Below are 25,376 nucleotides of genomic sequence, written 5' to 3'. Positions count from 1 at the left end.
GGCGGGGCACCTTGTGCCCCGCCCGCTCCTGTTCCCGCGCGGGCGGTAGCGCTCCGCTTCACCAGGGCAGGGGGCCCTCGGCGTCGAAGTAGCCGCCGGTCGGTCCTTCGGGGCCGGTCATCGCCATCCGGACGATGATCTCGGCACCCTCCTCGACGGTCTGCGTGCCGGTGTGCCCGTTCAGGTCCGTCGCGGTGTACCCGGGCTCGACGGCGTTGACCCGCATGCCGGGGAACGCCTTCGCGTACTGCACGGTCACCATGTTCAGCGCGGCCTTCGACGCCGGATAGGCGACCCCCGGATACGCGTACGTAGGCGTCCCCGCGGCACTCACCGCGGTCAGGGAGGCCAGCCCGCTGCTGACGTTCACCACGACCGGCGCCGCGGAACGCCGCAGCAGGGGCAGGAAGGCGTGCAGGACACGCACCGCGCCGAAGACGTTCGTCTCGAACAGCGGACGCATCAGGTCGGCGGTCAGCTCCGCGGCGCCCACCACTCCGCCCCGTGGGGTGCGCCCCTCTATGCCGGCGTTGTTCACCAGGACGTCCAGTCCGCCGTCGGCCTCCACGGTCTTCGCCGCGGCCGCCACGGACTCCTCGTCGGTGACGTCGATGAGCAGCGGCCGGGCGCCCAGCCGCTCGGCGGCCCGCCGCCCGCGCTCGGCGTCCCGGCTGCCCACGTACACGGTGTGACCGGCTGCGACGAGGCGTCGTGCGGTCTCGAAACCCAGGCCCTTGTTGGCTCCGGTGATCAGTGTTGTCGTCATGCCCTCAAGGCTCTGCCCCGGGCGCCGGCACAGCCAGCTGCCCAGGCTTCCTGGGACCACCGGTACCAGGCAGCCCCGCCCCCCGCGGGGCACACTGGGCGCATGGCGACAGCGGAGTTCGGACAGGCGGTACGCCGCTGGCGTGACCGCGTCTCACCGGAGAGCGCCGGGCTGCCCGCCGGTGGGCAGCGGCGCGCGGCCGGCCTGCGCCGTGAGGAACTGGCCCTGCTGGCCGGGATCTCCGTCGACTACGTCACCCGCCTCGAACAGGGCCGCGCCTCCCACCCCTCGGCGCAGGTCGTCGCGGCCCTGGCCCGGGCACTGCGGCTGTCCGACACCGAGCGCTCCCATCTGTTCCGGCTGGCCGGGCTTGCCCCACCGGGCCCCGAGACGGTGCCCGCCCATCTCACTCCGAGCGTCCAGCGGATGCTGGACCGGCTCACCGGCACCCCGGTCGCCGTCTACGACGCGGCCTGGACACTGCTGGTGGCCAACGCCGCGTACGCCGCGCTGATGGGTGACGTGTCCGGGTGGCGCGGCAACCAACGCAACGGCGTCTGGCGCAACTTCCTCGGTCCCGGCAGCCGGGTGCGGCACACGCCGGAGGAACGGCGCGCGTTCGAGGCCGCCCTGGTCGCCGACCTGCGTGCCGCCGCCGACCGCTATCCGGCGGACCCCGGCCTGCGCCGCCTGGTGGGTGAACTGCGCTCAGGCAGCGCCCGGTTCGCCGAGCTGTGGGACTCCGGCGCGGTCGGCCAGCACCGGGCCGCCCGCAAGACCGTCGACCATCCGCAGGCGGGGGCTCTGACCCTGGACTGCGACGTGCTCACCGTGGCGGGCAGCGACCTGCGCATCATGGTCTACACGGCCGAACCCGGCACCCCCGACGCCGAGCGCCTCGCCCTGCTCACCGTCCTGGGCACCCAGACCCTCGTGGGCTGACCGGGCCCAGGAACGGCTGGAGGAGCGCGCGCGGCCCTCGTGCCGGTGCGCGTGTGCCGCTCGTGCCGGGTTGCCTGTGCCGCTCCCGCTCGGCCGGCGGTTTCCCGGGTCAGCGGTCGGAGGCGAGCACCAGGGTCCACCAGGAACCGTGGCGCCCGGCCCGTACGCCCGCGCCGGCGTCGTCGTACCCGCAGTCCAGGATGATGGAGCGGTGCGGCGGGCTGTCCATCCAGGCCTCGACGGCGGCTCTGGGCGTGGTGGGTCCGGCGGTGATGTTCTCGCCCGCGTGTCCGAGCCGGTATCCGGCCGCGCCCAGACGGCTCGCCGTGGTGCTGCCACCGCTTCCGGTGTGGGACAGCCGCCCGTGCCGCGCCATGTCCGCGCTGTGCCGCCGCGCGGCCCGGCCGAGAGCGCCGTGCGCCCGTACCCGTGGGCAGCCGGCGCGGTCGCGGTAGCGGTTGACCGCCGCGATCACGGCGGCCTCCGAGGAGGCACGTGGGACGGGCGGAGCAGGCGGCCGGCGCCCGGTCACGGCGGGCGGCACCCAGAGCGGAAGCGGCTGGCTGATCGGCGGCGGCCACGGCACCGGCGGAGGCCCGGCCCAGGACGGCGCCGCGAGGGCGCCGAGGAACGCGACCGCGGCGACAACGACCGCGGTGACCGCCCGGACACGCATCATCATTTCGTCCCCCTTCTCGACAGGGTCAGCGGTCTCGCGCGGGCCGGCGTGCGACAGCCGGTGTGTACGACGGCCCGTGTGCACGACGACACGAGGTCCCGTCATTGTTGGGGCCGTGCGGTGGTACCGCCCTCGCGGCCGGTCCGTCCGGAGTAATACCGCGCCGCCCACGTCACCGACCGCCCCCGCTGACTCCCACGCCCGCGTCACCGATCGCCGACCCCGGCAGACCGTCAAGCCCTTGTCACCGACCGCCGGGCAACCCCTGGTGCGTGAGGCCGCGCCGCTTTCGTCGATACTTCATGCAGACGCGGTACGCAGCCGGCGCCGCCGACGACAGAACCTCCCGCAGGAAGGCACCACACGGTGACCACCGTCGCATATCAGGGTGAACCCGGATCCAACTCGGCGACCGCCGCGCGCGCCCTGTACCCCGGCGGCGGCGAGGTGCCCTGCACCGGCTTCGAGCAGGCCCTGGACGCGGTGACCCTCGGTGACGCCGACGTCGCCGTGATCCCGGTGGACAACTCGGCGGCGGGCCGGGTGGCCGACGTGCACCATCTGCTCCCGGAGTCGGGCCTGTTCATCGTCGGTGAGTACTTCCTGGCGATCCGCTTCGACCTGATGGGCGTACCCGGGGCCACCCTGGACCAGGTGGAGTGCGTCCGCAGCCACGTGCACGCCCTGGGGCAGTGCCGCAAGCTGCTGCGGGAGGGCGGCTGGCGCACGCTCGTCAGCGACGACACGGCCGGCGCGGCGCGCGAGGTGGCCGAGCTGGGCGACCCGCGGCACGCCGCGCTGGCCCCGCCCGCCGCGGCCGCGCTCTACGGCCTGGACGTGCTCCGCTCGGAGGTGGAGGACGACCCGGACAACACCACCCGGTTCGTGGTGCTGTCCCGGGACGCGGCGCCGCTGCCGGACGCGGGGCAGCCGACGATGACGAGTGTGTTCTTCAGCGTGCGCAACATCCCGAGCGCGCTCTACAAGGCACTCGGAGGCTTCGCCAGCAGTGGCGTCAACCTCACCAAGATCGAGAGCTACCAGATCGGCGCGGGGCTGGGTGCGAGCCGCTTCTACGTCGAGATCGAGGGGCACCCGGACGACGAACGCGTCGCCCTCGCCCTGGACGAACTGCGCTTCTTCTCCACCGAGGTGCGCGTCCTCGGCGTGTACCCGGCGGATCCGCACCGGCTGAAAGCCTGACCTGGAGTCCGGGTACGGGACGCACTCCGCCCGGGCAGCTGTTCCGCTTTTCGCGCGGTCACCCGCCTCGCGTGCCATGAGGGCGTGAGGCGGGTTCCGTTTCGTCAGGGAGTTCCGACGCCACGCAGAAGGGTGTCGACGACGACGTCCGCTGCCGGGCCCGGGCTCAGCTCGGGCAGTTGCCGGGAGACGAGGTGCATCAGCTGGGTGAGCAGCGCGCTCGCCCAGCCCCGGGGCAGCTCGGAGCGCAACAGCCCTTCGTCAACGGCGCGTTGGATGAACGTGTCGACTTCGGTGACCGAGGTGTCTCGGCGTCTGCGGATCGCGTCGTGGGTGAGCATGCGGGTGAGGTCGACGGGCCAGGTGCGGTTGACCTTGATGACGTTCTCGACGTAGCGGTGCAGGGCGACGGCGACCGGTGCCTCACGGAGCCGGGCGTCTTCGATGGCGTCCTCGATCGCTGTGAGGCGGGCCTCGTAGATGGCGGCGAGCAGGTCCTCGCGGGAGGCGAAACGCCGGTAGACGGTGCGCCGGTCGACGCCGGCTTCGGTGGCGATGCTCGCGATGCTCGCGCCGGGGTCGGCGGCGAGCATGCGGGCTCCGGTCGTCAGGACGGCTTCCAGGTTGCGCGCTGCGTCGGCTCTCACATCGGCGATGCTAACCGGGATGTGTGACCCCTGAGGCATTCAGTGCCCCTGTGGTGTGCACTTCGCGGCGTCTAAGTACTACACCCAAGTGGCAGATGCGACCGGCGGCAGGCTCAGAGGTGGTCCGCGTCGACCACGGCCTGGGCGAAGGCGGTCGGTGCCTCCTGCGGCAGGTTGTGGCCGATGTCCTCGATGGTGCGGTGCGCGTAGGGGCCGGTGAAGTGGTCGCGGTAGGCCGAGCCCCCGCCGGGTGCGGTGAACGGGTCGAGGGCCGCGTCGAGAGTCACGGTGGGGACGTGGATCGGCGGCTGGGCGGCGAGCTGCTTCTCGTAGCGGTCGTAGCGGGGCTCACCGTCCACCAGGCCGATGCGCCACCGGTAGTTGAACAGGACGACGGCCGCGTAGTCGGGGTTCTTGAACGCCTCGGCCGTGCGGTGGTACGTGGCGTCGTCGAAGTCCCAGTTGGGGGAGACGAGGGTCCACACGTAGCGGCACAGCGCGAGGCGTTCCTCCTCGACCTCCATGGCCTGCTTGCCGCGCGGGGTGGCGAAGTACCACTGGTACCACCAGTTGTGCTCGACGGCCGGGGCGGCCGGAGCCAGCTGCGCCTTGCGGTTGGTGATGAGGTAACCGCTCGTGGAGACAAGGGCTTTGACCCGCTCGGGCCACAGCGCGGCGATGATGTCGGCGGTGCGCGAGCCCCAGTCGAAACCGGCCAGTACGGCCTTGTCGATCTTCAGCGCGTCCATCAGGGCGACGATGTCCAGCGCGACGGCGGACTGTTCGGCGGTGCGGGGGGTGCTGCGGGACAGGAAGCTGGTGCTGCCGTGACCGCGCAGGTAGGGCACGATCACGCGGTAGCCCAGGTCGGCGAGGAGCGGTGCCACGTCGACGAAGCTGTGGATGTCGTACGGCCAGCCGTGCAGAAGGACGACGGCCGGGCCGTGGGCGGGGCCCGCCTCGGCGTAGCCGATGTCGAGGACTCCGGCCTTGACCTGCCTGAGCTTGCGGAAGCCGGTGTGGGTGCCGGGGACGACGGTGGGCACGGTGAGGGCCGACGCGCTTCCCGACCGGTGCGCGGCGGTGGCGGCGAACGCGCTGTTCTGAAGTCCGGCCGGCGAGACCACGGCCGCGCCGGTGCCCAGGCCGACGGCCTTGCTGAATGTACGCCTGTTGATCATGGTCGAACCCCTCCGTCGTACGTGTCCGGTCGCCGTTCGCGCCCGGGAGTCCGCCTTTCGCATCTGTGCGAATACGAGGTGACTCCGGCGCCTCGGCGCGATGACCTTCGCACGGTCAGCGTCACCTGTCAAACAGGTGACGCTGGATGTCGCGGAGCGGGCCTCGAAGTCCGGGGTGGCGCCCTTCGGCGCGGCACCGGCCCGCCCGACGCGTCGCACGGCCCGGGGCGCGGCGGCCCTTTGCCGGTGGCGCACTGGAGTGAGGTTCGAGCTCGGCGGCGGCGGTGTCTGAGCGGCCTGTGGGTGTGTGCCGCGTGGACTCTTCCGAGTGAAGAGCGTCGTCGGTGCGGCTGTAGGCCGGTATGGACGCACGTAAATGAGCGGATGGGCAACCTAAGTGCTACATTGAAGTGGCAGTTAGAAGTAGATGTATCGACCGGACCGACAACGCGGAAGAGGCAAGCGCGTGATCACCTATGAGCGGCTTTTCATCGGAGGTTCCTGGGCCGAGCCGAGCAGTCCGCACCTGCTCGACATCGTCTCCCCGCACGACCGATCGGTGGTGGCCCGTGCCGCCCAGGCGCAGCCCGCCGACATCGACCGTGCGGTGGCCGCCGCCAGGAAGTCCTTCGATGAGGGCGAATGGAGGCTGACGCCGCCCGCCGAGCGGATCGCCGTGCTGCGCCGGTTCAACGCCCTGCGGGAGGAGAACGCGGAGCAGATCGCCCACCTCATCTCGCTGGAGAACGGCTCGGCCGGCTGGTTCACCCGCGCCGGGCAGCCCGGTCTGACCCGGCAGGCGAACGCCTACCTGCGGGCGGCGGAGGACTTCGGCTGGGAGGAGACGCTCGTGCCCTCGGACCCGGCGTCCCCGGTGCGCAGCGTGGTCCGTCGCGAAGCGGTCGGCGTCGTGGCGGCGGTGATCCCGTGGAACTCGCCGTTCTCCTCGGCCACCTCCAAACTCATCCCGGCCCTGGTCACCGGCAATTCCGTAGTCCTGAAGGTCTCCCCGGAGAACTCGCCGAGCATGGGGTTCCTGGCCGAACTGCTGGAGCGGGTCGGCCTGCCCGAGGGCGTCGTCAGCGTCCTGCCCGCGGACCGTGAGACCAGCGAGTACCTGGTGTCTCACCAGGACGTCGACAAGATCGCCTTCACCGGCTCCACCCGGGCCGGCCGCCGCATCGCCGCCATCGCGGGCGAGCAGCTCAAACGGGTCAGTCTGGAGCTGGGCGGCAAGTCCGCCATGATCATCCTGCCCGACGCCGACATCGAGAAGGCCGTCGCCGGCGCGAAGTTCGCCTCGCTGCTCAACAACGGCGAGTCCTGCATCGCCCAGACCCGCATCCTCGCCCCGCGCAGCCGGTACGAGGAGATCGTCCAGGGGCTGAAGGGGCTGGTGGAGTCGCTGAAGGTCGGCGACCCGAGCGACCCCGACACCTACATCGGGCCGATGATCCGCCCCGACCAGCAGGAGCGGGTCCGCGGCTATATCCGGCTCGGCATCGAGGAAGGCGCCCGCCTCGTCGTGGGTGGCCCGGAGATCCCGCCCGGCCTGGAGCAGGGCAACTACGTCACGCCCACCCTCTTCGCCGACGTCGACAACTCCATGCGGATCGCTCAGGAAGAGGTCTTCGGGCCGGTCCTGGTCGTCATCGCCTACGACGACGAGGACGATGCCGTCCGCCTCGCGAACGACTCGGAGTACGGCCTCTCCGGGGGCGTCTGGTCCGCGGACGAGGAGCACGCCCTCGCGGTCGCCCGCCGGGTCCGCACCGGCACCATCACCGTCAATGGCGCCCCCATCGCCTTCGACGGCCCCTTCGGCGGCTTCAGGGCCAGCGGCATCGGCCGTGAGTACGGCGCGGTCGGTCTCGGCACGTACGCCGAGTACAAGACGATCACCGTCTGACGGGCGCGTCCGGCCAGGACGGAGTGCGGCGAAAGAATCCGGAGGCGACATGAGGGGATCGCTCCTCCGTAAATGCGCCCGCTCATCTCTCCGTCACCCGCTTGACAGGTGATGACGAGTGGAGCATGCTCACGTTAGTCGCCCAGGCAGATGAGGCGGGACGACGGACGAAATGGAGTAGATCCATGAACGACGAACTCCCCGTGGACCCCGACACGGCCGCCCGGCACGCGCGGTTCGGCAAGCTCCCCGAGCGGGTCCGCGCCGAGGACATGACGATCGACGCGGAAGCAGCGCCCGGCGGAGGCAGCGCCTCGTACAACCCCCAGAACGCGTGGAACTTCTACTCGTGCCTGGCCCTCGATCTGGGCCTGTAGACCCTCTACTCGGCTGGACTTGGGGACGCAATGGCAACCCGCGCAGGTCGAGCGGCTCAGGCGAATCGCGCCTTGTCGGCCATTACAGGGCTGGTGGGCGAAGGAGTCGTCGGCGGGAACGGCCTCGTCTCATCTCCTTCCCCGCCCGCGAGCTGAACGCGTACGTCCACGACCGCTTCGCCCGGCTCAAGAATGAGCAGGGGCGACTCCTGGGACACGGCCGAACTCCTGCAAGGAACCGCTGAGTTCGTCACTCCGGCAACGAACCGCTGAGTTGGCTTGAACCGGCGGTGCGCGGCAACGGTGCCGGTAGGGGCGCCGGCACCGTCCGGATCGTCACCCGGCCGCGGGGCCCGTCGTGAAGAACGCGATCATCCGCTCCAGTCCTCGCTCGTCGAACATGGCATCCATGCTCGCGGCGGAGGCTGTCGCCGACTCCTCACTGCGCGGGAACAGAGCCTTCTCGTAGGCCAGCAGAGCGGCCTCCGTGTCGCCGGGGTGGGCCGCGATGGCCTCTCCCAGCTCGGCGCCGTCGAGCATGGCCAGGTTGGCGCCCTCGCCGGCGAAGGGCGACATCAGGTGGGCGGCGTCACCGAGCAGCGTCACGCCCGGGACCCGCTCCCAGCGATGCCCGACGGGCAGGGCGTGGATGCGGCGCGGCGTCATCGTGTCGGCGTCGGCGACCAGGGCGCGCAGGTCCTCGTGCCAGTCCTGGAAGTGGGCCACGACCGTGCTCCTGGCGGCGGCGTGATCGGTGAAGTCGACGCCGTCGAGCCAGTGTTCGTCGACCTTCAGGGCGGCGTACACGTGGAGGCTGCCGTTGCCTTCCCGGTGCGCGAGGAAACCGCGTCGGTCGCCCAGGGCCATGAAGAAGCCGCCACCGACGAGGGCGGCGCTGCGCGGATGACGGGTGAGGGCGTCCCGGAGGCCGGTCTCCACGAAGGAGATGCCCGTGTAGGCGGGACGGGCGTCCGAGAGCAGGGGCCTTACGCGTGACCAGGCACCGTCGGCGCCGATGAGGAGGTCGGTGGTGAAGGAGGAGCCGTCGGCGAACGTCACCTCGTGGCGTCCGTCGCCCAGTGCCCTGGTGCCGGTCACCTTGCTGCCCCAGCGCACGGTGCCGTCGGGCAGGGAGTCGAGCAGCAGGTCGCGCAGGTCGCCGCGGTCGACCTCGGGGCGGCCGCCGGTGCCGTCGTCCTCCGCCGAGATGTGGACGGTGCCGTCCGGGCCGACGAGGCGCATCTCCTGGCCGCCCTCGTGAATGATCTTGCGGAAGCCGTCGTGGAGGCCGGCGGCGCGCAGGGCCTTCTGCCCGTTCTCCTCGTGGATGTCGAGCATGCCGCCCTGGGTGCGGGCCGCCGCCGATGCCTCCAGCTCGCACACGACGGCTTCGATGCCGTTGACGTGCAGGACGCGGGCGGCGGTGAGGCCGCCGAGTCCGGCTCCGATGATCGCGATGGGGTGATGGGTGTTCATGGCGGCCTCCAGGCGGGAGTACGGGTGCGAGGGCAGTGCCGAGCCCGGGACGTCAGGGACGGGTGCTCGATCGCCCCGGGCGGGCGAGGGTGCCCGGCCGCGTCATGAGCGATACGGCCCGGCCGGACACCTCCACCGTAACGAACATGTTCGTAGCGAACAAGTTCGTTCTACCTCACGATGCTATTCGCGCAGGTCACGAGGGGTGAAAACGGCGCCCTGCCAGGGGACGGCCATGCAGGTATCCGGCATCCACCGGCCGCCGCACCGGCCGGGGCGGTTGTGAACGACCCCCTCCAGCCGTGCCGGGCGTGGGCCGATCCCGGCCGCTGTCAATGCGCCGACGGCGCCGGGAAGCCGGTGGGAACCAAGGGGTTGGTGCGGCCGGTAGGAGCCGGTGAGCCCGCGAGTCGGTGAGTCCGATCGGGTTTTGGGTCCAGTGGTCGGTCGGTCGAGTGGTGCTCGGGATCAGTGCGCCGGGCCGGGGACCGGCGTCTGGGTGATGCCGTTGACGAGCACGTCGAAGCCCCAGCGCATGCGGTCGCCCGCCGTTCCGGCGATCAGGGCGGGCATGTGGGCCTTGATCGACGGATGGGTGTTCTCGTCCGCGGACTGGAGGGCGTGGATGGTGGCGTTCCAGTCGTCGCCGGCCCGGGGGTTCTGTCGCTGTGTCGACTGTTCGGCGGCCGTGGCGGTGGCGTCCTGGAGCAATTTGTCGACACCCCAGGCGGCCTGCTCGTGCGAGGCTCCGCTGCGGGACAGCAGGTCCAGGACGCGTTCGACCAGGCGGAGGTAGTTATCCCCGCTGGGTCGGGCCACGAGAGCGGACCGCGCGAGCTGCGGATGCTGGAAGAGGACGGCCGTGTAGGACGTGAGGACGGCCCAGAGCTGGTCGCGCCACCCGCCTCCCACGTGCTCGCCGTGCAGGTCGACCTCCCCGAGGAGGGCGTCCAGCACGGCGGCGTGCAGTTCGGCGGTGTTGGCGACGTAGACGTAGAGCGATGCCGGACCGGTGTCCAGCTCCTGCGCCAGGCGGCGCATGGTGAGCTTCTCCAGCCCTTCGGCCCGCATGATCCGTACGGCGGTGTCCACGATCCCTCGCCGGGACAGCGCGGGCTTGGCGGGACGCTCCCGGCGGCTGATCGGCTCTCTTGCGCTCATACGGCGATCGTAACGAACGCGTTCGCCGCGGTGACGGGCGGCGAGCAGCCGGCGTTGCGCGCGTCCTCGCCCGCGCGGAGAGTCCCCGCTCGAAGCTGCGGCGGGCGGGCCCCGAATCCGGCGTCCGCTGTCGGCATCGGCTGGTCCGGCATCGGCCGCGTGGCGGTTCGGCGCCGCTCCTCGCCGTCTTCGGGCCCGCTGACGCGTCGGCCCCGGCCACCCCGTGGCAAGGGGGTGGCCGGGGCCGATGTGCGGAGGGTCAGGCGGCCGCTTCCGAGTCCGTCGCGTTCCCCTGCTGCACGTCGCGATGGATGGGCGTTCCCGATCCCGTGAGCGGTGTGCCCGTACCGCCGCGGCGGAGGGCGACGATCTCCGCGGCGATGGACAGGGCCGTCTCCTCGGGGGTGCGGGCTCCGAGGTCCAGGCCGATCGGTGACCGCAGCCGAGCCAACTCGTTGTCGGTCAGGCCGACTTCGCGCAGGCGTCGGTTCCGGTCCGCGTGGGTCCGGCGCGAGCCCATCGCCCCGACGAAGGCGACGGGCATCCGCAACGCCTGCGTCAACAGCGGGATGTCGAACTTCGCGTCGTGGGTGAGCACGCAGAGGACCGTGCGCGCGTCGGTCTCGGTGGCCCGCAGGTACCGGTGGGGCCAGTCGACGACCAGGTCGTCGGCCTCGGGGAAGCGGGCCCGGGTGGCGAAGACGGGCCGGGCGTCGCACACCGTCACGTGGTACCCGAGGAACTTCCCGGCCCGTACGAGCGCGGCGGCGAAGTCGATCGCACCGAACACGATCATCCGCGGCGGCGGCACGTTCGACTCCACGAGCAGGGTGAGCCCGCCGGGACAGTGGGTGCCGTCCTCCGCGAGGTCGAGGGTGCCGGTGCGTCCGGCGTCCAGCATCGCCCGGGCCTGGGCCGCGACAGTGCGGTCCAACTCCGCCCGGTCCGTGCCGTACGAGCCCTCGTAGGAGCCGTCGGGGGACACCAGCAGTGCTCGGCCGAGGAGTTCCGCCGGCCCTCGCACGACCCGGGCGAGGGCTCCGGGTGCGCCCGACGCGGCGGCCGACAGCGCCGACCGGAGCACCTGGCGGGCGGGCGCCCCCGCGCCGACGGGAGTGACGATGACGTCGATGACCCCGCCGCAGGTCAGCCCGACCGCGAAGGCGTCCTCGTCGCTGTAGCCGAACCGTTCGAGGACGGTCTCGCCGTCCTGGAGCGCCTGGACGCACAGGTCGTACACGGCTCCCTCCACGCAGCCGCCGGAGACCGAGCCGATGACCGTGCCCGCGCTGTCGACGGCGAGGGCCGCGCCCGGCCCGCGCGGCGCACTGCCACCGACGGCCACGACGGTGGCGACGGCGAACTCCCTTCCCTCGGCGGCCCATCGGGCCAGCTCGTCGGCGATGTCAAGCACGCGCGCCTGCCGTGAGGACGCGGTCCGGACGGATGGGCAGGGTCCGGTGGCGTACGCCGGTGGCGTGCCAGACGGCGTTGGCGACCGCCGCCGCGGCTCCCACGATGCCGATCTCCCCGATGCCCTTGATCCCGACCGGGTCGTCCGGGTCCGGGTCCTCGACCCAGTCCGCCTCGATGTGCGGGATGTCGGCGTGCGTGGCGACGTGGTAGCCCGCGAGGTCGGCGCCGTAGTGGGCGCCGGTGTTCCGGTCCCTGACCGCCTCTTCGTGCAGGGCCATGGAGATGCCCCAGATCATCCCGCCGGTGAACTGGCCCCGCGCCGTGAGGGGGTTGACGATGCGGCCCGCGGCGAAGATGCCGAGCATGCGGCGCACGCGCACCTCGCCGGTGCTCACGTCGACCGCGACCTCGGCGAACTGCGCCCCGAACGAGTGCCGTTCCTTCTGCGTGAGCGCTCCGATGGCCGCGGTGGTGTCCGACCGTACGGTGACGCCCTCCGGCGGAAGGCCGTCGCTCACAGCGAGCCGCTCGCGCAGTTCCTCCGCGGCGGCCGTGACCGCCCAGGCCCAGGACCGGGTGCCCATGGACCCGCCGGCGATCATCGCCGGGCCGAAGTCGCTGTCACCGATCCGCACCCGCACGCGCTCGGTCGGCACCTCCAGGGCGTCCGCGGCGACCATGGTGAGCGCGGTCCGTGCCCCGGTGCCGATGTCCGCGGCGCTGATGCGCACGGTGAACGTGCCGTCGGCCTCGGCGGTGACCGCGGCCGTCGACGGCGCGGCTCCCGCGAAGAACGAGGCCGCGGCCGTCCCGGTGCCGATCAGCCAGCGTCCGTCCCGGCGAAGGCCCGGACGCGGGTCCCGGTCCGCCCAGCCGAACCGGCGGGCTCCCTCCCGGAAGCAGGCGGCCAGGTTGCGGCTGCTGAACGGCAGCCCGGACACGGGACCGACCTCAGGCTCGTTGCGCAGCCGCAGCTCGATGGGGTCGATGCCGCACTTCTCGGCGAGTTCGTCGAAGGCCGACTCCAGCGCGAACGATCCGGGCGCCTCACCGGGGGCACGCATGAACGTCGGTGTCGGCACGTCGAGTCGTACGACCCGGTTGGCGGTGTGGTGGGCCGGGGCGTCGTACATCACCCGGGCCGGGCCCGCGCCCGACTCGATGAACTCGTGCACGGTCGAGGTGGCGCTCAGCGAGGTGTGCTCCAGCGCGCGCAGCCGGCCCTCGGCGTCCGCACCGAGCCGCAACCGCTGACTGGTGGGGCTGCGGTAGCCGGCGAGCGAGAACATCTGACGGCGTGTCATGACGACGCGCACCGGCCGGGAGAGGGTGGTGGCGGCCATCACCGCGGCCACCTGGTGCGCACGGAGGCCCTTGCTGCCGAAGCCGCCGCCGACGTGCTCCGACCTGACCCGCACCGAGGACGGGTCGAGCGAGAACATCTTCGCGAGTTCGTCCGCGACCCACACGGTGCCCTGGTTGGAGTCCACGACCTCCAGCCGGCCGCCGTCCCAGCGGGCGGTCGCCGCGTGGGGTTCCATCGGGTTGTGGTGCTCTTCCGGGGTGGAGTACTCGGCGTCGAGGACGACGGCGGACGCGGCGAGTTCGGCGTCCAGGTCCCCCTTCTCCGTCACGCCGGGCCCGCCGGGGCCCTGCATCGTGTACGCGTCGGGACGGCCGGGGGAGAAGGTCACGTCGTGCCCCTCCTCCTCGTAGTGCACGACCAGCGCTTCGGCGGCTTCCCTGGCCTGCTCGGAGGTCTCGGCGACGACCAGCGCGACCGGCCAGCCCGCGTGGGGCACCCGGTCGTGCTGGAAGACGGCCGCGGTCGGGTCCGGCGGCATGCCGAGCATGCCGACGTAGTCGATGTCGACCCGTGGGGCGTTGCCGTGGTGCAGGACGTCGAGTACGCCGGGCATCCCCAGGACGGAGGCGGCCTCCACGGAGCGGATGCGGCCCCGGGTGACGGTGGACAACACCAGCCAGCCGTAGGCCAGTTCGGCGAAGGGGATCTCACCCGCGTAGCGGGCGGCTCCGGTGACCTTGTCGCGGCCCTCCACACGGGTGTGCGCGGTGCCGACGGCCTTCGCCGCCCTGGTCCCGGTCGTGGTGGTGGTCATCGGGCCTCCTCGGCGAGTTCGCTGAGCACGGCGATGACGAGGTTGCGCATGAGTGTCACCTTGTATCCGTTGTGCGGCAGCGGCCGCGCGGCCGCCAGTTCGGCATCCGCGGCCGCGGCGAAGGCGGCGGCGTCGGCGGGCCCGCCGGTCAGGGCGCGTTCGGCGGTGTGGGCCCGCCACGGCCGGGAGGCGACCGCGCCGAAGGCCAGGCGGACGTCCTGTACGACACCGTCCCGGACGTCGAGCGCGGCGGCGATCGAGCCGATCGCGAAGGCGTACGAGGCACGCTCGCGCACCTTGCGGTAACGGGAGTTGGCCGCGACGGGCGAGGGCGGCAGCGTGACGCCCGTGATGAGCGCACCCGGCGGGAGGGCCGTCTCCAGGTGCGGCGTGTCGCCCACGGGGAGGTAGAACTCCGTCAGCGGCAGCCGTCCCGGTCCCTCCGCCGTCTCGTAGGAGACCATGGCGTCGAAGGCGGTGAGTGCCACGCCCAGGTCGGAGGGGTGGGTGGCCACGCAGTGGTCGGAGGCGCCCAGGATCGCGTGGTTGTGGTGCTCGCCCTCGATCGCCGGGCAACCGGTGCCCGGGGAGCGCTTGTTGCACGGCTTGGACACGTCGGCGAAGTAGCCGCAGCGGGTGCGCTGGAGCAGGTTCCCGCCGACGGTCGCCATGTTGCGCAGCTGCCCGGAGGCTCCGGCCAGCACCGCCTGCGTCAGCGCCGGGTAGCCGCGGCGCACGTCGGGATGCGCGGCGAGGTCGCTGTTCGTGACGGTCGCGCCGATGCGCAGACCGCCCTCCGGCGTCGACTCGATCGCGTCCAGGGGGAGTTCACGCACGTCGACGAGCCGGCCCGGGCGCTCCACCCCGGTCTTCATCAGGTCGACCAGATTGGTGCCGCCGCCCAGGAACCGGGCGTCCGGGTCGGTGCCGAGCAGCGCCAGGGCGCCAGGGACGTCTACCGCTCGCTGATAACCGAACTCCTTCATGCCGCCGCTCCTTCGTGCTGCCCGGCCTGCGTGCCGTCCGCGGTCGGGTCACTGTCCGCGGTCCGGGCGGTACGGGCGTCCGCCTCGGCCGCACGGGCGACCGCCTGCACGATCGACACGTACGCGCCGCAGCGGCAGAGGTTGCCGCTCATCCGCTCGCGGATCTCCTCGGCGGTCAGGGGCGGTGGCCCCGCTTCGGGGCGTACGTCGTCGGTGACGGCGCTCGGCCAGCCCGCCGCGTGCTCCTCGATCACGGCGACGGCCGAACATATCTGGCCGGGCGTGCAGTAGCCGCACTGGTATCCGTCGAGATCGAGGAACGCCTGTTGCACGGGGTGGAGTTGGTCGCCCTCGGCGACGCCTTCGATGGTCGTGATCTCGCGGCCCTCGGCCGCCACCGCGAGTTGCAGGCAGGCGACGGCCCGGCGTTTGTCGAGCAGCACGGTGCAGGCGCCGCACTGTCCCTGGTCGCAGCCCTTCTTCGTGCCGGTCAGATCGAGGCGCTCACGCAGGGCGTCGAGCAGGGTGGTGCGGTGGTCGACGGTGAGCGCGTGCTTCTCGCCATTGATGTTCAAGGTGATGGCGCTGTACGTCGTGGCGGGTGCTGTGGCCATGATCAGCCTTCTTTCGCATTCCCGGACCACCCTGGGAGGACGGTCCGGCAGGCACGGGAGACAAGAGACGCAGAGCAGTGTCGGAAAGGAAGCGGTCAGGTAGCGGGGCGGGCGGCGGCGCCGTCGCTTCGGGCGACGGTGGCCCGGCAGCGTGCGGATGCCGGACCGGAGGACGGTTGCAGGCCGTCACCGGCTGTCCGAGCCGCCCGCCCAGGGCTAGAGTGAGCTCAAGCGGACAGCTGTCCGTTCACCGGAAAACGTAACGGACATCTGTCCGCTTCGGCAAGGACGGGATTCGGCCACGGACCCGTGAGGAGGAAGAGTGCAGCCGAAGAAGGACGCGCCCCTGCGCTCCGACGCGCAGCGGAACCGCGAACGGATCCTGGAAGTGGCCCTGGCCGAGCTGACGCTCTGCGCGGACGTCCCGCTCAGCGTGATCGCCAAGAAGGCGGGCGTCGGACAGGGGACGTTCTACCGCAACTTCCCCAACCGCGAGGCCCTCGTCCTCGAGATCTACCGCCACGAGATGCAGCAGGTCGCCGACGCCGCCACCGAGCTGCTCAAGACCCGCGAGCCCGACCGCGCCCTGCGCGAGTGGCTGGACCATCTCGCCCGGTTCGCCATGACCAAGGCGGGCCTCGCGGACGCCATCCGCCAGGCCACCAGCGCTCCGGACGGCCCCGCGAGGCCGGGACACACGCCGGTGACGGACGCTGCGGAACTCCTGCTCCGGACGAACGAGGAGGCCGGCACCATCCGCCCGGGCGTGACCGCCGACGACCTGGTCCTGGCCATCGCCGGCCTCTGGCAGCTCGACCCCCGAGGCGACTGGCAAGCCCGCGCCGCCCGTCTCCTGGACTTCGTCATGGACGGACTCCGCGTCGGGGCCCCCGGGGAACCGGCGTCGCGAGAGCGCTGACGAGCCGCGTGGCCGAACAGCCGGCCGTGTGCGCACGACGGCGGGGGAGTGGCCCGCCTCAGTGGTTCAGCAGGCGTGCGAGACGGTCGACGGTCTTCTCGCCCGCCCGTTGCTTGATCAGGCCCTCCTTGGCGACCGCCCGAAGACGCACACTGGTGCGCTGCTCGCCGTCGGAGTTCAGGACGACCGTGACCACGACCGGATTCAGGCCGCCGAATCCGCCCCCCGCCATCACGCGGAGCGCCGTACCGTCCGCTCCGCTCCCCAACGGCCACGGGGCGTCCCCGGTGCTCACCTCGGTCAGGACCTCGCGCACGCGCTCCAGTGCCGGGTCGATGCCCAGCGGCAGCAGCAAGGTCGCTTCACCGACGTTCTTCCGCAGGCGTTTGGCGGTGAAGGCGGCACCGCTGCGCCCCGCCCCGGCGAGCGCACCGAGCGCCTCCACCAACAGCGCGTCCTCGGACTCGTCCGGCACCGTGTTCCTCCTCGGCCTCGACGGCAACTGGGAGCATCCTGCCCGCTGTTGCCGTTCCGCGCGCCGATTCCGATCGACTCCGGCAGCGGACTGATGCCGGCCGCCGGCCGATCGGGGCCGCCGTCCGACGGTGCCGGGTCCAGCGCCCCGCCGGACGACCTGTACGGCGTGGCGGTGCCGTTCGGCACAGTCTCGACTCGATTGCCGGGGTGCGGCGCCGGTTGCGGGGTAGGTTCCGCGCATGAGCGATGTTGTGGACTCTGACGAGCTGCTCCGCCGGATCCAGCGCGCCCGTGACTGGGCCGCCCAGGAGGAACGGCACTGGAAGACCCAATCGGGGCCGTCCGAAGCGACGGAAGCGGACGGCGCACGCGAGGCGGACATCCTCGCCCACGTCTACGAGGCCGTCCGCAAGGTCCTCGACGAGGTCGTCACACCGGGAAGCAACAGCGCCGACTAGGGCGGCCCGTCGTCAGGTGTCGTGAATACCGGGGCCGGCAGGTCGACCGCTGCCGCCTCACCGCTGACGGGGGAGAGCAGGCGCCGGAGGAATGATCAGGACCGGTGGGCCCCGGTTCGCCCGCGGTCGGCTCGGGGCGATTGTCAGTGGCGGGTGCGAGGCTGACCGGTATGGATGAGCAGCAGTTCATGCGCGGCAGGGTCTACGGCGCCGACCATGACGATCCTGATCCCGGACCGCGGCCGGGACATGACTACGTGGAGCTGATCGGCGGCCCCCTGGACGGGCTGCTGCTGGACGTGACCGACCGGCCCGGGCACCGCCATGGAGAAGACGTCGCGCTGCCCACGGAGATAGGCCGCTACGGCCCCGGCGGACGTGCCCTGTACGGCCCGAGACCCGGTGACGAGCGCCGTTACGACTGGCACGGTGACACTCCCTGACGGGGTGGGGGTGCGACCGGGTGTGCCTTGTACGGCCCGAAACCCGGTGACGAGCGCCGTTACGACTGGCACGGTGACACCCCCTGACGGGGCGGGGGTGCGACCGGGTGTGCCTTGTACGGCCCGAGACCCGGTGACGAGCGCCGTTACGACCGGCACGGTGACACCCCCTGACGAGGTACGGGTCCGGACGGGGTGTCCCCGCCCGGACCCGTACCCGCTCAACCGTCGGACCGCGGGCCGCCGGGCTTCGTGAGCGCCCCCAAGGGCGACCGGCGTGCCCGCGGCCCGTCCGTGATCGGTCAGCGGCGCATCAGCGCGAACACTCCCCAGCCGAGGTACTCGCGCTCGTAGCGCGTGTACTGGACCGCCGCGCCGTCGAGTTCCGCACGTACCTCGGCCGCCAGTTCGTCGCCGGGATTGCGATCCAGCCAGCGGCGCAGGTTGAGCCACTGGGCGGCGCGGTACCGGTCCCAGCTCGCCTGATCGGCCAGCACCATCTCGACCACGTCGTAACCGAGGCCCGTGAACTGCCCGATCAGCTCGGGGAGCAGCAGGAAGTCGGAGCGGTCGGCGGCGTGGCAGGCCTCGACGGTCTCCTGGTCGGGCGGCAGCCGGCGCCAGTACGGCTCCCCGATCAGCACAAGGCCACCGGGGCGCAGACTGCGGGCGAGCAGCTCGACCGTGCCGGACGGCCCGCCCGCGATCCAGGTTGCCCCGATGCACGCGGCGACATCCACGGGCTCGTCGGCGACGTGTCCGCGGGCATCCCCGTGGACGAAGCCGACCCGGTCGCTCACCCCCAGTTCGGCGGCGCGGGCGCGGGCGCGCTCGGTGAACACGGCGCTGATGTCCACGCCGGTCCCCGTGATGCGGTGATCGCGGGCCCAGGTGCAGAGCAGCTCTCCCGACCCGCTGGCGAGGTCGAGCACGCGGGTCTCGGGCGCCAGGTGCAGCGCCCGTCCGAGCGTGGCCAGCTGGTCATCGGTGAGCGGGTTGTGGATGCGGTGACTGCTCTCGCGAATGCTGAAGATGCGTGGAAGATCCACGGGAGGGATTCCTTCGGTTCGATGGGGTCGTGGCGTCGGGACAGGACAGCCGGTCGGAACCGGTCGTCGTTGCCTGGACCGTCATCAAATGCACCCCATCGGAACGTCTGGACCTCGAACCGGGGTGACGTTAGAGCCGAACACGCCTGTGTGTCCACCGAATTGAGAGGCCGGCGGAGCACGGAGCGATGACGCCTCCGGCCGCGTCCTCCTTCACCACCGTCGGCGAAGCTGACGGCCACGAGGTCCCCGGCGGTCACCGACGCCCGTCGGGAGTGTCCGAACGGACCGGATGACACGCTGGGTTGCTGCATGATGTCGGTCAGCGACAACGTCCCAGGGGGATCCATGCACTTCCGCACCACCATGGCGGCCGCCACCGCGGTACTCGCCGTCTTCCTCGTCGGCTGCAGCAGTGGTGACGACGGCGGCGACGCCAAGTCCGAGCCCAGCAGACCCGCTACGACGGCGTCGTCGGCCCCCGGGACTCCCGAGGCCGAGGGATCCGGCGACGCGACCCCGGGCGACGCGAAGAAGAAGACGGGCGTCCCCGCCGAGCCGGACGCCGCCACCCGGGCCCAGCTGATCAGGGCCCTGAGCGCCATCAACCCCGCTCTGGTGGCCGACGAGGACAAGGCAGTGGCCAACGCGCGCAACCAGTGCTCGACACTCGACGGCGGCAGTGATGCCGAGACCGCCGCCAAGACCCGCTTCTCCACCGGCGATCACAAAGTGACGCACGTCGAAGCCAGGAAGATCAACGTCGCGGTGTCGACCGTGCTCTGCCACTGACGCCCCCGAGCTAGCCGCGCCGTTCGCCTCCCGATCGAAGCCGGTTCAGAACGGGGAACCCGCAGGCAAGCAGGGGAGTGACGGGCGCGTTTCGCCCGTGAAGGGAGCGGCGACGGCAGTTCGCCGGGATCAATGGCCGTCGGCAGTGCTGGATTCGCGCGCAGCGCCGAGCCTGGTCTATTATCAGTGCAGAGCGCGTCGCCGAACTGCGTTTGCCGCGCCTCGCGTTGGTGGTCCAAGGAAAGACGCCTCACTTCCCGTGAGGAAATGCAGGTGCAAGGCCTGCCCGGCGCTCCAGACAGCCCCACCCCGGTCAGCCGGGGTGGGGCTTCTTGCTTGCCCCCGCACCTCCGCATCGCTCGCGCGGGCTCCCCGGCCCGCCGGCCTCCTCGTCGTGCTCAGCGGACGGGCTCGCCGATGCCCAGCGTGTTCCCCTCGCTGTCCCGGAACCAGGCACCGCGCTCGCCGCGCGCACCCTTGCTCGGGTAGTTGCCCTCGATCTCGGCAATTCCGTCGACCGTGCGCAAGCCGGGCAGGTCGACGTCTTCGAACACCACACCGCGCCGCCTGAGTTCGGCCACCGCCGCGTCGAGGTCGGAGACCTCCAACGCCATCTGGGTGAACGTGCCGGGCGAGCTGCCCGCCGACTGGAAGAGTACGAACTCACCGCCCGCACACCGGTACAGGAGCCCGCCGGGCCGCTCGTCGGCGGGCTCCAGGCCGAGCCGCTGCGCGTAGAAATTCCGCGCCCGCTCAAGATCCTGGGCCGGGAGCCTGGTCGCCACGCGAGCCAGGGCCATAAGACTGCTGTCGCCGGTAGTCATGCCCCCACTCTGCCGTGCGCGGCCGCCCCGCGGAGAGAGGTGACGGGCGGGCGCCCTCGGGTCGCACCGGAAGGCGGAAGGGACCGGAAGGCGGAAGGGACCGGAAGGCGGTGCGGCGGGTCATCCGCGCGAAGACGGCACGTGCCCTGTTCGGGACGCCCTGTTTGGGACGGGCGACGGGGGTACTTGGCAGATGCCCAGCGCATCACCCGTACCGGGATGCCCGTGCTCCACCGCCGCCCGGCGGGCCGTCGCCCAGGTGGCGGGTCGCGAGCGGAGGCGGATCGGTCGTCCCCCAGCGACAGGTCGACACGGCATGGTTTCCCTCGAGAGTTCCGCGCGCATGCTCGGTGCCCTGCTGCGCGACAGTCACGAATGCGCCTTCGAGGAACTGCCGGCCCTGCTCACCGAGCACGCGGAGACCGCCGGTCTGCGGCGGGTACGCCTCTTCGTGGTCGACGTGCAGGAGAACGTGCTCCGTGAGGCCACCGGCGAGGGACCCGACGCGGGCGGGTGCGGACAGGAGCTGCGGATCGACGCCACGCTGCCCGGCCGCGTCTTCCAGGCTTCGCGCAGCCGGTCCACATCTGGTGACGACGGCTTGCAGCACTGGATCCCCGTACTGGACGGAACCGAGCGCCTCGGGGTCCTGTGCGTGGAGACCGACAGCGCACCGGACGAGCAGGCGGCGCACGTGATGGAGGACCTCGCGTCCCTGGTCGGCCTCCTGCTGGTGTCCAAGCGGCACCACAGCGACTCGTACTCGCGCCTCACCCGCACCAGCCCCATGTCGGTCTCGGCGGAGATGCAGTGGACGCTGATGCCGCCCCGCACCTTCGCCAACAAGAGGGTGGCCATCGCCGCATCCATGGAGCCCGCCTACGCCACGGCCGGCGACGCCTTCGACTACGCGCTGGCCGGCGACACCGCTCATCTGGCCGTTTTCGACGCGATGGGGCACGACACCTCCGCCGGGCTGACGGCGAACCTCGCGATGGCCACCTGCCGCAGCCGGCGCAGGCGCGGTGAAAGCCTGACGGAGGTGCGCGATGCCATCGAGGCGACGCTGATCGAGCAGTTCGCCCAGACCCGGTACGCCACCGCGGTACTGGCCGACCTGGACACCGTCACCGGCACACTCACCTGGATCAATTGCGGGCACCACCCGCCGATCCTGATCCGCGGCGGACGCTGGACCACCTACCTGCGGTGCGCTCCCACCCATCCCCTCGGGGCGGGCCTGGGCCTTCCCGTCGTCACGTGCAGCGAACAACTCGAACCCGGAGACCGGCTGCTGCTGTACACCGACGGCATCGTCGAGGCGCGCGACACGCGAGGGGTGGAATTCGGCCGCGATCGTTTCGTCGACTTCATCATCCGGCACCAGGCGGACGGGCTGTCCGCTTCCGAGACGCTGCGCCGTCTGGTGCACGCGGTGCTGGAACACCATGCCGACACGCTCACCGACGACGCCACCGTGATGCTCTGCGAGTGGCGCGGAGGCCCGCACGTCACCGCCGCCGTCGGATGACGCGCGTCGCCCTTCCGGCCGACCGGGCGAGACGCAGAAAATAGGGGTGCCGGGGATGCCTGGGGCAGGGGCGGAGGGGAACGCGGCGTGCGCGATGCGTGCGGTGGGCGGCGTGGCAGACGGGCACAGCCTCGCCGGGTACGCCATCGTGAACGAGAAGCAGGGACAGGCACGAAGTCGTCCGACAACATCAGAGGGATGCAATGGCCGCAGTGACGGAGCCGGTCGCCCCGGTGCCAGTGGCGGGGCGCAGCAAGGGGCAGGTGATCGTGTCGTGGCTGACCACCACGGATCACAAGAAGATCGGGCACCTGTACCTGATCACATCGTTCGCGTTCTTCTTGTTCGCCGGTGTGCTGGCGCTGCTGCTCCGGGCCGAACTGGCCCGGCCCGGGCTCCAGTTGCTGTCCAGTGAGCAGTACAACCAGACGTTCACGCTGCATGGCACGATGATGCTGCTGCTGTTCGCGACCCCGACCTTCGCCGGTTTCGCCAACGCGATCATGCCGTTGCAGATCGGCGCGCCCGATGTGGCCTTCCCGCGGCTGAACATGCTGGCGTACTGGCTGTTCCTGTTCGGCGGCCTCATCGTCGTCATGAGTCTGCTCACTCCGCAGGGCACCGCCGACTTCGGGTGGACGGCCTACGCGCCGCTCAATGGCGCGGAGCGCACCCCGTACATCGGCGGCGACCTGTGGATCATGGGGCTGGCGCTGTCCGGCTTCGGCACGATCCTGGGCGCGGTCAACTTCATCACCACGATCATCTGCATGCGGGCCCCGGGCATGACGATGTTCCGGATGCCGATCTTCACCTGGAACGTGCTGCTGACCTCGGTCCTGGTCCTGCTGGCGTTCCCGGTACTCGCGGCGGCGCTGCTCGTGCTGGAGGCCGACCGCCGTTTCGGCGCGCAGGTCTTCAACGCCGAGAACGGCGGGGCGATCCTGTGGCAGCACCTGTTCTGGTTCTTCGGCCACCCCGAGGTCTACATCCTCGCCCTGCCGTTCTTCGGCGTCGTCACGGAGATCTTCCCGGTCTTCTCCCGTAAGCCGATCTTCGGCTATGTGGGGCTGGTCGGCGCCACCATGGCGATCACCGGTCTGTCGGTGGTCGTGTGGGCGCACCACATGTTCGCCACCGGTGCGGTGCTGCTGCCGTTCTTCTCCTTCATGACGTACCTGATCGCGGTGCCCACGGGAGTGAAGTTCTTCAACTGGATCGGCACCCTTTGGAACGGATCGCTCAGCTTCGAGACGCCGATGCTGTGGGCGACGGGGTTCCTGGTCACCTTCCTGTTCGGCGGCCTGACGGGCGTGATTCTGGGTTCGCCTCCGCTGGACTGGCACGTGACCGACAGCTATTTCGTCGTGGCGCACTTCCACTACGTGCTGTTCGGGACGATCGTCTTCGCCATGTTCGCCGGATTCCACTTCTGGTGGCCGAAGATGACCGGCACGATGCTGGACGAACGCCTGGGGAAGATCCACTTCTGGACGCTGTTCGTCGGCTTCCACACCACGTTCCTGGTGCAGCACTGGCTGGGCGCCGAGGGCATGCCCCGCCGGTACGCCGACTACCTGGCGGCCGACGGCTTCACCGCGCTCAACACCATCTCCTCCATCGGGGCGTTCCTGCTCGGGCTGTCCACCCTGCCGTTCCTCTACAACGTGTGGAAGACCGCCAAGTACGGCAAGCGGATCGACGTCGACGACCCCTGGGGCTACGGCCGCTCCCTGGAGTGGGCCACCAGCTGCCCGCCGCCGCGCCACAACTTCGTCACCCTGCCGCGGATCCGCTCCGACTCGCCCGCGTTCGACCTGCACCATCCCCAGGTCGCGGCCATCGACCAGAAGGAACACTCCGGGCGGCGCGACGCCATCGACCCGGAGGGCGACTGAGGGCGATGCGCATGACAGGCGATCACGGGAGGGACCCGCTGCCCCGGACCGCGGCGGCGGGCCTCGATGATCTCGAAGGCTTCCTGATGGTGCAGGCGGAGTACCAGGCCGCCGAGCGCGAGGCGCGTGCCTTCACCGACCGCATGCCGTGGCTGACCACAGCGCAGCGGGAGGAAGTCGCCCGCCAGTACGTCGCCGAACGCGTCAGGCTAAACGAGCGGACACTGAGCACGATCGCCGGACGCACCCGTGAGCTGCGCGGAGAGTACGAGGCCCGCTACGCACTCCTCCGCACGAGGTTGCTCAAGAGGTGCGGCGTGGCCGTGTGCACGGTCCTGATGTGCACGGCCGGCCTCACCGCATGGGTGGTCCGCTGGGCCTGGGGCGACTGACGTCCCTCACCGTTCTCCCCGGCACCGGGCGTGCACGTGCCGCTGCCGGGGAGACGAAACGGGGGCCCCTGCGGGCGGCCACGTCGGACAGGTGATCGTCGCCGCGCCGCCCTCTCAGCCCTCCACCTGCTGCTGCGTGTAGCTCCACGCGTACTGCAGCCAGTCGGAGATCACCACCGCGCTCAGGCCCGCGGCGGCGAGCCGGGCGGCGCGCGGCGCGGCGGCGTAGCTGCACATCAGACCGGTGGCCGCCCAGGTGGAGGCACAGAACGGGCAGCTCAGGAGCTCCCCGACGGCCTGCCCGACCGCTCCTTCCCGGCGTGGTTCGTCCATGACCTCGCTGCCGCCACCCGCCTCCTGGCGGCGGGTGAAGGGCGCCCGGAGAAAGCTCGTGATCTTCCCCTTGGTCACCAGCCGGGACACCTTGTACGTGGCCGTGCCGATCACCAGGAGGTCCCACGGCGGCACCTCGGCGGGCAGCGGGCGTCCCGACCTGCGCAGCGCGAGCGCGGCCAGCGCGGTCGCCGCGCCGTAGGCGCTCGCCAGCACGGCGTACCCCCGCAGCGGAACTGCCTCACCGGGCGCGTACGCATCATCCACCTCGTGGCCGCCCATGCCGCGCACCGGCCAGGCGTGGGAGCAGGAGCGCGCACCGCCGGTCGCACCGCTGTCGTCGGCCGCTTCGAAAACCATGAGGGTTCCTCCATGTTCGCCCGGCATCGGGCCCCGCACTGACACGACCGCCTGTCCGCCACCCGGCACCGCCGTAACCACCCCCACTGCGGTGGTGGGGCTCCCGGATGCGGGCCGGGCACGAAGACCGTCAAGCGCCGGGTACCCGAATCTGCCTGATGAAGCAGGTTCCGGGCGGTGACTCACGGAGAGGTACGAGCGCCCCGGCCCCGCGGCTTCCGGCATCCCGGGTCCGAGCGGCCCGCGCCCCGAGACGAGGTACCACCTGACCCGGATCGGGACCGGCGCGACCGTCGAACAGCGGCGACCGGGGGGCGCCGCCCCAACCCCCGGCACCCTGCCCGGGGGTCGTGGGGGGGGGCGGCCCCGCCCGGGCGGGGGGACCCGGGGGCCCGGGGGGGGCAGACCACAGGGAAACGGGGC

Annotated in this window: 25 protein-coding genes; 11 read left to right on the top strand and 14 right to left on the bottom strand. The window is 71.5% G+C overall.

The features are described from left to right. Positions 1–58 precede the first annotated feature (58 nt). A complete protein-coding gene (locus ACWGIS_RS34790) occupies positions 59–766 on the bottom strand; it encodes an SDR family NAD(P)-dependent oxidoreductase (RefSeq protein ID WP_453366499.1) in 708 nt (235 codons plus the stop codon). A 102-nt stretch (positions 767–868) separates the two neighbouring features. Between ACWGIS_RS34790 and ACWGIS_RS34785 the strand changes: the two genes are divergently transcribed. Beyond that, on the top strand, positions 869–1,708 hold the full coding sequence (locus ACWGIS_RS34785; RefSeq protein ID WP_453366498.1) for a helix-turn-helix transcriptional regulator: 840 nt from the start codon (positions 869–871) through the stop codon (positions 1,706–1,708). 109 nt (positions 1,709–1,817) lie between these two features. Here the strand turns inward: ACWGIS_RS34785 and ACWGIS_RS34780 are convergent, their stop codons facing one another. Then, positions 1,818–2,390: a CAP domain-containing protein gene (locus ACWGIS_RS34780; RefSeq protein WP_453366497.1), complete on the bottom strand. Its 573-nt coding sequence runs from the start codon at positions 2,388–2,390 to the stop codon at positions 1,818–1,820. A gap of 363 nt (positions 2,391–2,753) precedes the next feature. On the opposite strand from ACWGIS_RS34780, the gene ACWGIS_RS34775 reads away from it, so the two are divergent. After that, on the top strand, positions 2,754–3,590 hold the full coding sequence (locus ACWGIS_RS34775) for a prephenate dehydratase (RefSeq protein ID WP_453366496.1): 837 nt from the start codon (positions 2,754–2,756) through the stop codon (positions 3,588–3,590). Positions 3,591–3,694: 104 nt separating this feature from the next. On the opposite strand, the gene ACWGIS_RS34770 is transcribed toward ACWGIS_RS34775, so the two are convergent. Further along, a complete protein-coding gene (locus ACWGIS_RS34770) occupies positions 3,695–4,183 on the bottom strand; it encodes a TetR/AcrR family transcriptional regulator (protein WP_453366500.1) in 489 nt (162 codons plus the stop codon). Positions 4,184–4,350: 167 nt separating this feature from the next. Continuing rightward, positions 4,351–5,418, bottom strand: coding sequence for an alpha/beta fold hydrolase (locus ACWGIS_RS34765; protein WP_453366495.1), 1,068 nt, complete (start codon positions 5,416–5,418; stop codon positions 4,351–4,353). A 466-nt stretch (positions 5,419–5,884) separates the two neighbouring features. Here ACWGIS_RS34765 and ACWGIS_RS34760 point away from each other — a divergent pair, with 466 nt between their 5' ends. Further along, the gene (locus ACWGIS_RS34760) at positions 5,885–7,327 is read left to right on the top strand and encodes an aldehyde dehydrogenase (protein ID WP_453366494.1); all 1,443 of its coding nucleotides are present in this window, start codon (positions 5,885–5,887) and stop codon (positions 7,325–7,327) included. Between the two features lie 185 nt (positions 7,328–7,512). Continuing rightward, positions 7,513–7,704, top strand: a complete 192-nt coding sequence (locus ACWGIS_RS34755) for a hypothetical protein (protein WP_453366493.1) — start codon at positions 7,513–7,515, stop codon at positions 7,702–7,704. A 336-nt stretch (positions 7,705–8,040) separates the two neighbouring features. On the opposite strand, the gene ACWGIS_RS34750 is transcribed toward ACWGIS_RS34755, so the two are convergent. The 6 genes from ACWGIS_RS34750 to ACWGIS_RS34725 all read right to left on the bottom strand — a co-directional run bounded on the left by ACWGIS_RS34750 (position 8,041) and on the right by ACWGIS_RS34725 (position 15,477). Then, the gene (locus ACWGIS_RS34750) at positions 8,041–9,180 is read right to left on the bottom strand and encodes an FAD-dependent oxidoreductase (protein WP_453366492.1); all 1,140 of its coding nucleotides are present in this window, start codon (positions 9,178–9,180) and stop codon (positions 8,041–8,043) included. A 468-nt stretch (positions 9,181–9,648) separates the two neighbouring features. After that, a complete protein-coding gene (locus ACWGIS_RS34745; RefSeq protein WP_453366491.1) occupies positions 9,649–10,341 on the bottom strand; it encodes a TetR/AcrR family transcriptional regulator in 693 nt (230 codons plus the stop codon). Positions 10,342–10,600: 259 nt separating this feature from the next. Then, positions 10,601–11,755: an XdhC family protein gene (locus ACWGIS_RS34740; RefSeq protein ID WP_453366490.1), complete on the bottom strand. Its 1,155-nt coding sequence runs from the start codon at positions 11,753–11,755 to the stop codon at positions 10,601–10,603. Then, positions 11,748–13,877 (bottom strand): xanthine dehydrogenase family protein molybdopterin-binding subunit, encoded by a 2,130-nt coding sequence (locus ACWGIS_RS34735; protein ID WP_453366489.1) that lies wholly within the window; start codon positions 13,875–13,877, stop codon positions 11,748–11,750. The genes ACWGIS_RS34740 and ACWGIS_RS34735 overlap by 8 nt, the downstream gene beginning before the upstream one ends. Continuing rightward, complete coding sequence (locus ACWGIS_RS34730) at positions 13,874–14,863, bottom strand: FAD binding domain-containing protein (protein ID WP_453366488.1); 990 nt, start codon at positions 14,861–14,863, stop codon at positions 13,874–13,876. Before ACWGIS_RS34730 ends, ACWGIS_RS34735 begins: the two co-directional genes overlap by 4 nt. Beyond that, positions 14,860–15,477, bottom strand: a complete 618-nt coding sequence (locus ACWGIS_RS34725) for a 2Fe-2S iron-sulfur cluster-binding protein (RefSeq protein WP_453366487.1) — start codon at positions 15,475–15,477, stop codon at positions 14,860–14,862. Before ACWGIS_RS34725 ends, ACWGIS_RS34730 begins: the two co-directional genes overlap by 4 nt. 322 nt (positions 15,478–15,799) lie before the next feature. Between ACWGIS_RS34725 and ACWGIS_RS34720 the strand changes: the two genes are divergently transcribed. Beyond that, positions 15,800–16,396: a TetR/AcrR family transcriptional regulator gene (locus ACWGIS_RS34720; protein WP_453366486.1), complete on the top strand. Its 597-nt coding sequence runs from the start codon at positions 15,800–15,802 to the stop codon at positions 16,394–16,396. 58 nt (positions 16,397–16,454) lie between these two features. On the opposite strand, the gene ACWGIS_RS34715 is transcribed toward ACWGIS_RS34720, so the two are convergent. After that, the gene (locus tag ACWGIS_RS34715; RefSeq protein WP_453366485.1) at positions 16,455–16,871 is read right to left on the bottom strand and encodes a hypothetical protein; all 417 of its coding nucleotides are present in this window, start codon (positions 16,869–16,871) and stop codon (positions 16,455–16,457) included. Between the two features lie 241 nt (positions 16,872–17,112). Between ACWGIS_RS34715 and ACWGIS_RS34710 the strand changes: the two genes are divergently transcribed. Together ACWGIS_RS34710 and ACWGIS_RS34705 are read left to right on the top strand one after the other, a co-directional pair. Then, positions 17,113–17,331, top strand: coding sequence for a hypothetical protein (locus ACWGIS_RS34710; RefSeq protein WP_453366484.1), 219 nt, complete (start codon positions 17,113–17,115; stop codon positions 17,329–17,331). A gap of 170 nt (positions 17,332–17,501) precedes the next feature. Then, complete coding sequence (locus ACWGIS_RS34705) at positions 17,502–17,774, top strand: hypothetical protein (RefSeq protein WP_453366483.1); 273 nt, start codon at positions 17,502–17,504, stop codon at positions 17,772–17,774. Between the two features lie 302 nt (positions 17,775–18,076). Here ACWGIS_RS34705 and ACWGIS_RS34700 read toward each other — a convergent pair whose 3' ends face one another. Then, positions 18,077–18,823, bottom strand: a complete 747-nt coding sequence (locus tag ACWGIS_RS34700; RefSeq protein WP_453366482.1) for an SAM-dependent methyltransferase — start codon at positions 18,821–18,823, stop codon at positions 18,077–18,079. A 348-nt stretch (positions 18,824–19,171) separates the two neighbouring features. Between ACWGIS_RS34700 and ACWGIS_RS34695 the strand changes: the two genes are divergently transcribed. Continuing rightward, positions 19,172–19,615 (top strand): hypothetical protein, encoded by a 444-nt coding sequence (locus ACWGIS_RS34695; RefSeq protein ID WP_453366481.1) that lies wholly within the window; start codon positions 19,172–19,174, stop codon positions 19,613–19,615. 398 nt (positions 19,616–20,013) lie between these two features. Here the strand turns inward: ACWGIS_RS34695 and ACWGIS_RS34690 are convergent, their stop codons facing one another. After that, complete coding sequence (locus tag ACWGIS_RS34690; RefSeq protein WP_453366480.1) at positions 20,014–20,439, bottom strand: VOC family protein; 426 nt, start codon at positions 20,437–20,439, stop codon at positions 20,014–20,016. Positions 20,440–20,755: 316 nt separating this feature from the next. Between ACWGIS_RS34690 and ACWGIS_RS34685 the strand changes: the two genes are divergently transcribed. The 3 genes from ACWGIS_RS34685 (at position 20,756) to ACWGIS_RS34675 (ending at position 24,260) form a co-directional block, all read left to right on the top strand. Beyond that, positions 20,756–21,970 carry a PP2C family protein-serine/threonine phosphatase gene (locus ACWGIS_RS34685; protein ID WP_453366479.1) on the top strand — a complete coding sequence of 405 codons (1,215 nt, stop codon included), beginning with the start codon at positions 20,756–20,758 and terminating at the stop codon, positions 21,968–21,970. Positions 21,971–22,173: 203 nt separating this feature from the next. After that, a complete protein-coding gene (gene ctaD, locus ACWGIS_RS34680) occupies positions 22,174–23,868 on the top strand; it encodes an aa3-type cytochrome oxidase subunit I (protein ID WP_453366478.1) in 1,695 nt (564 codons plus the stop codon). Positions 23,869–23,879: 11 nt separating this feature from the next. Continuing rightward, positions 23,880–24,260 (top strand): hypothetical protein, encoded by a 381-nt coding sequence (locus ACWGIS_RS34675; RefSeq protein WP_453366477.1) that lies wholly within the window; start codon positions 23,880–23,882, stop codon positions 24,258–24,260. A 114-nt stretch (positions 24,261–24,374) separates the two neighbouring features. On the opposite strand, the gene ACWGIS_RS34670 is transcribed toward ACWGIS_RS34675, so the two are convergent. Beyond that, positions 24,375–24,953 (bottom strand): DUF1360 domain-containing protein, encoded by a 579-nt coding sequence (locus tag ACWGIS_RS34670; RefSeq protein WP_453366476.1) that lies wholly within the window; start codon positions 24,951–24,953, stop codon positions 24,375–24,377. Positions 24,954–25,376: the final 423 nt, after the last annotated feature.

Source organism: Streptomyces sp. NPDC054842, assembly GCF_053611025.1.
This window is presented reverse-complemented; position numbering and strand designations above follow the sequence as displayed.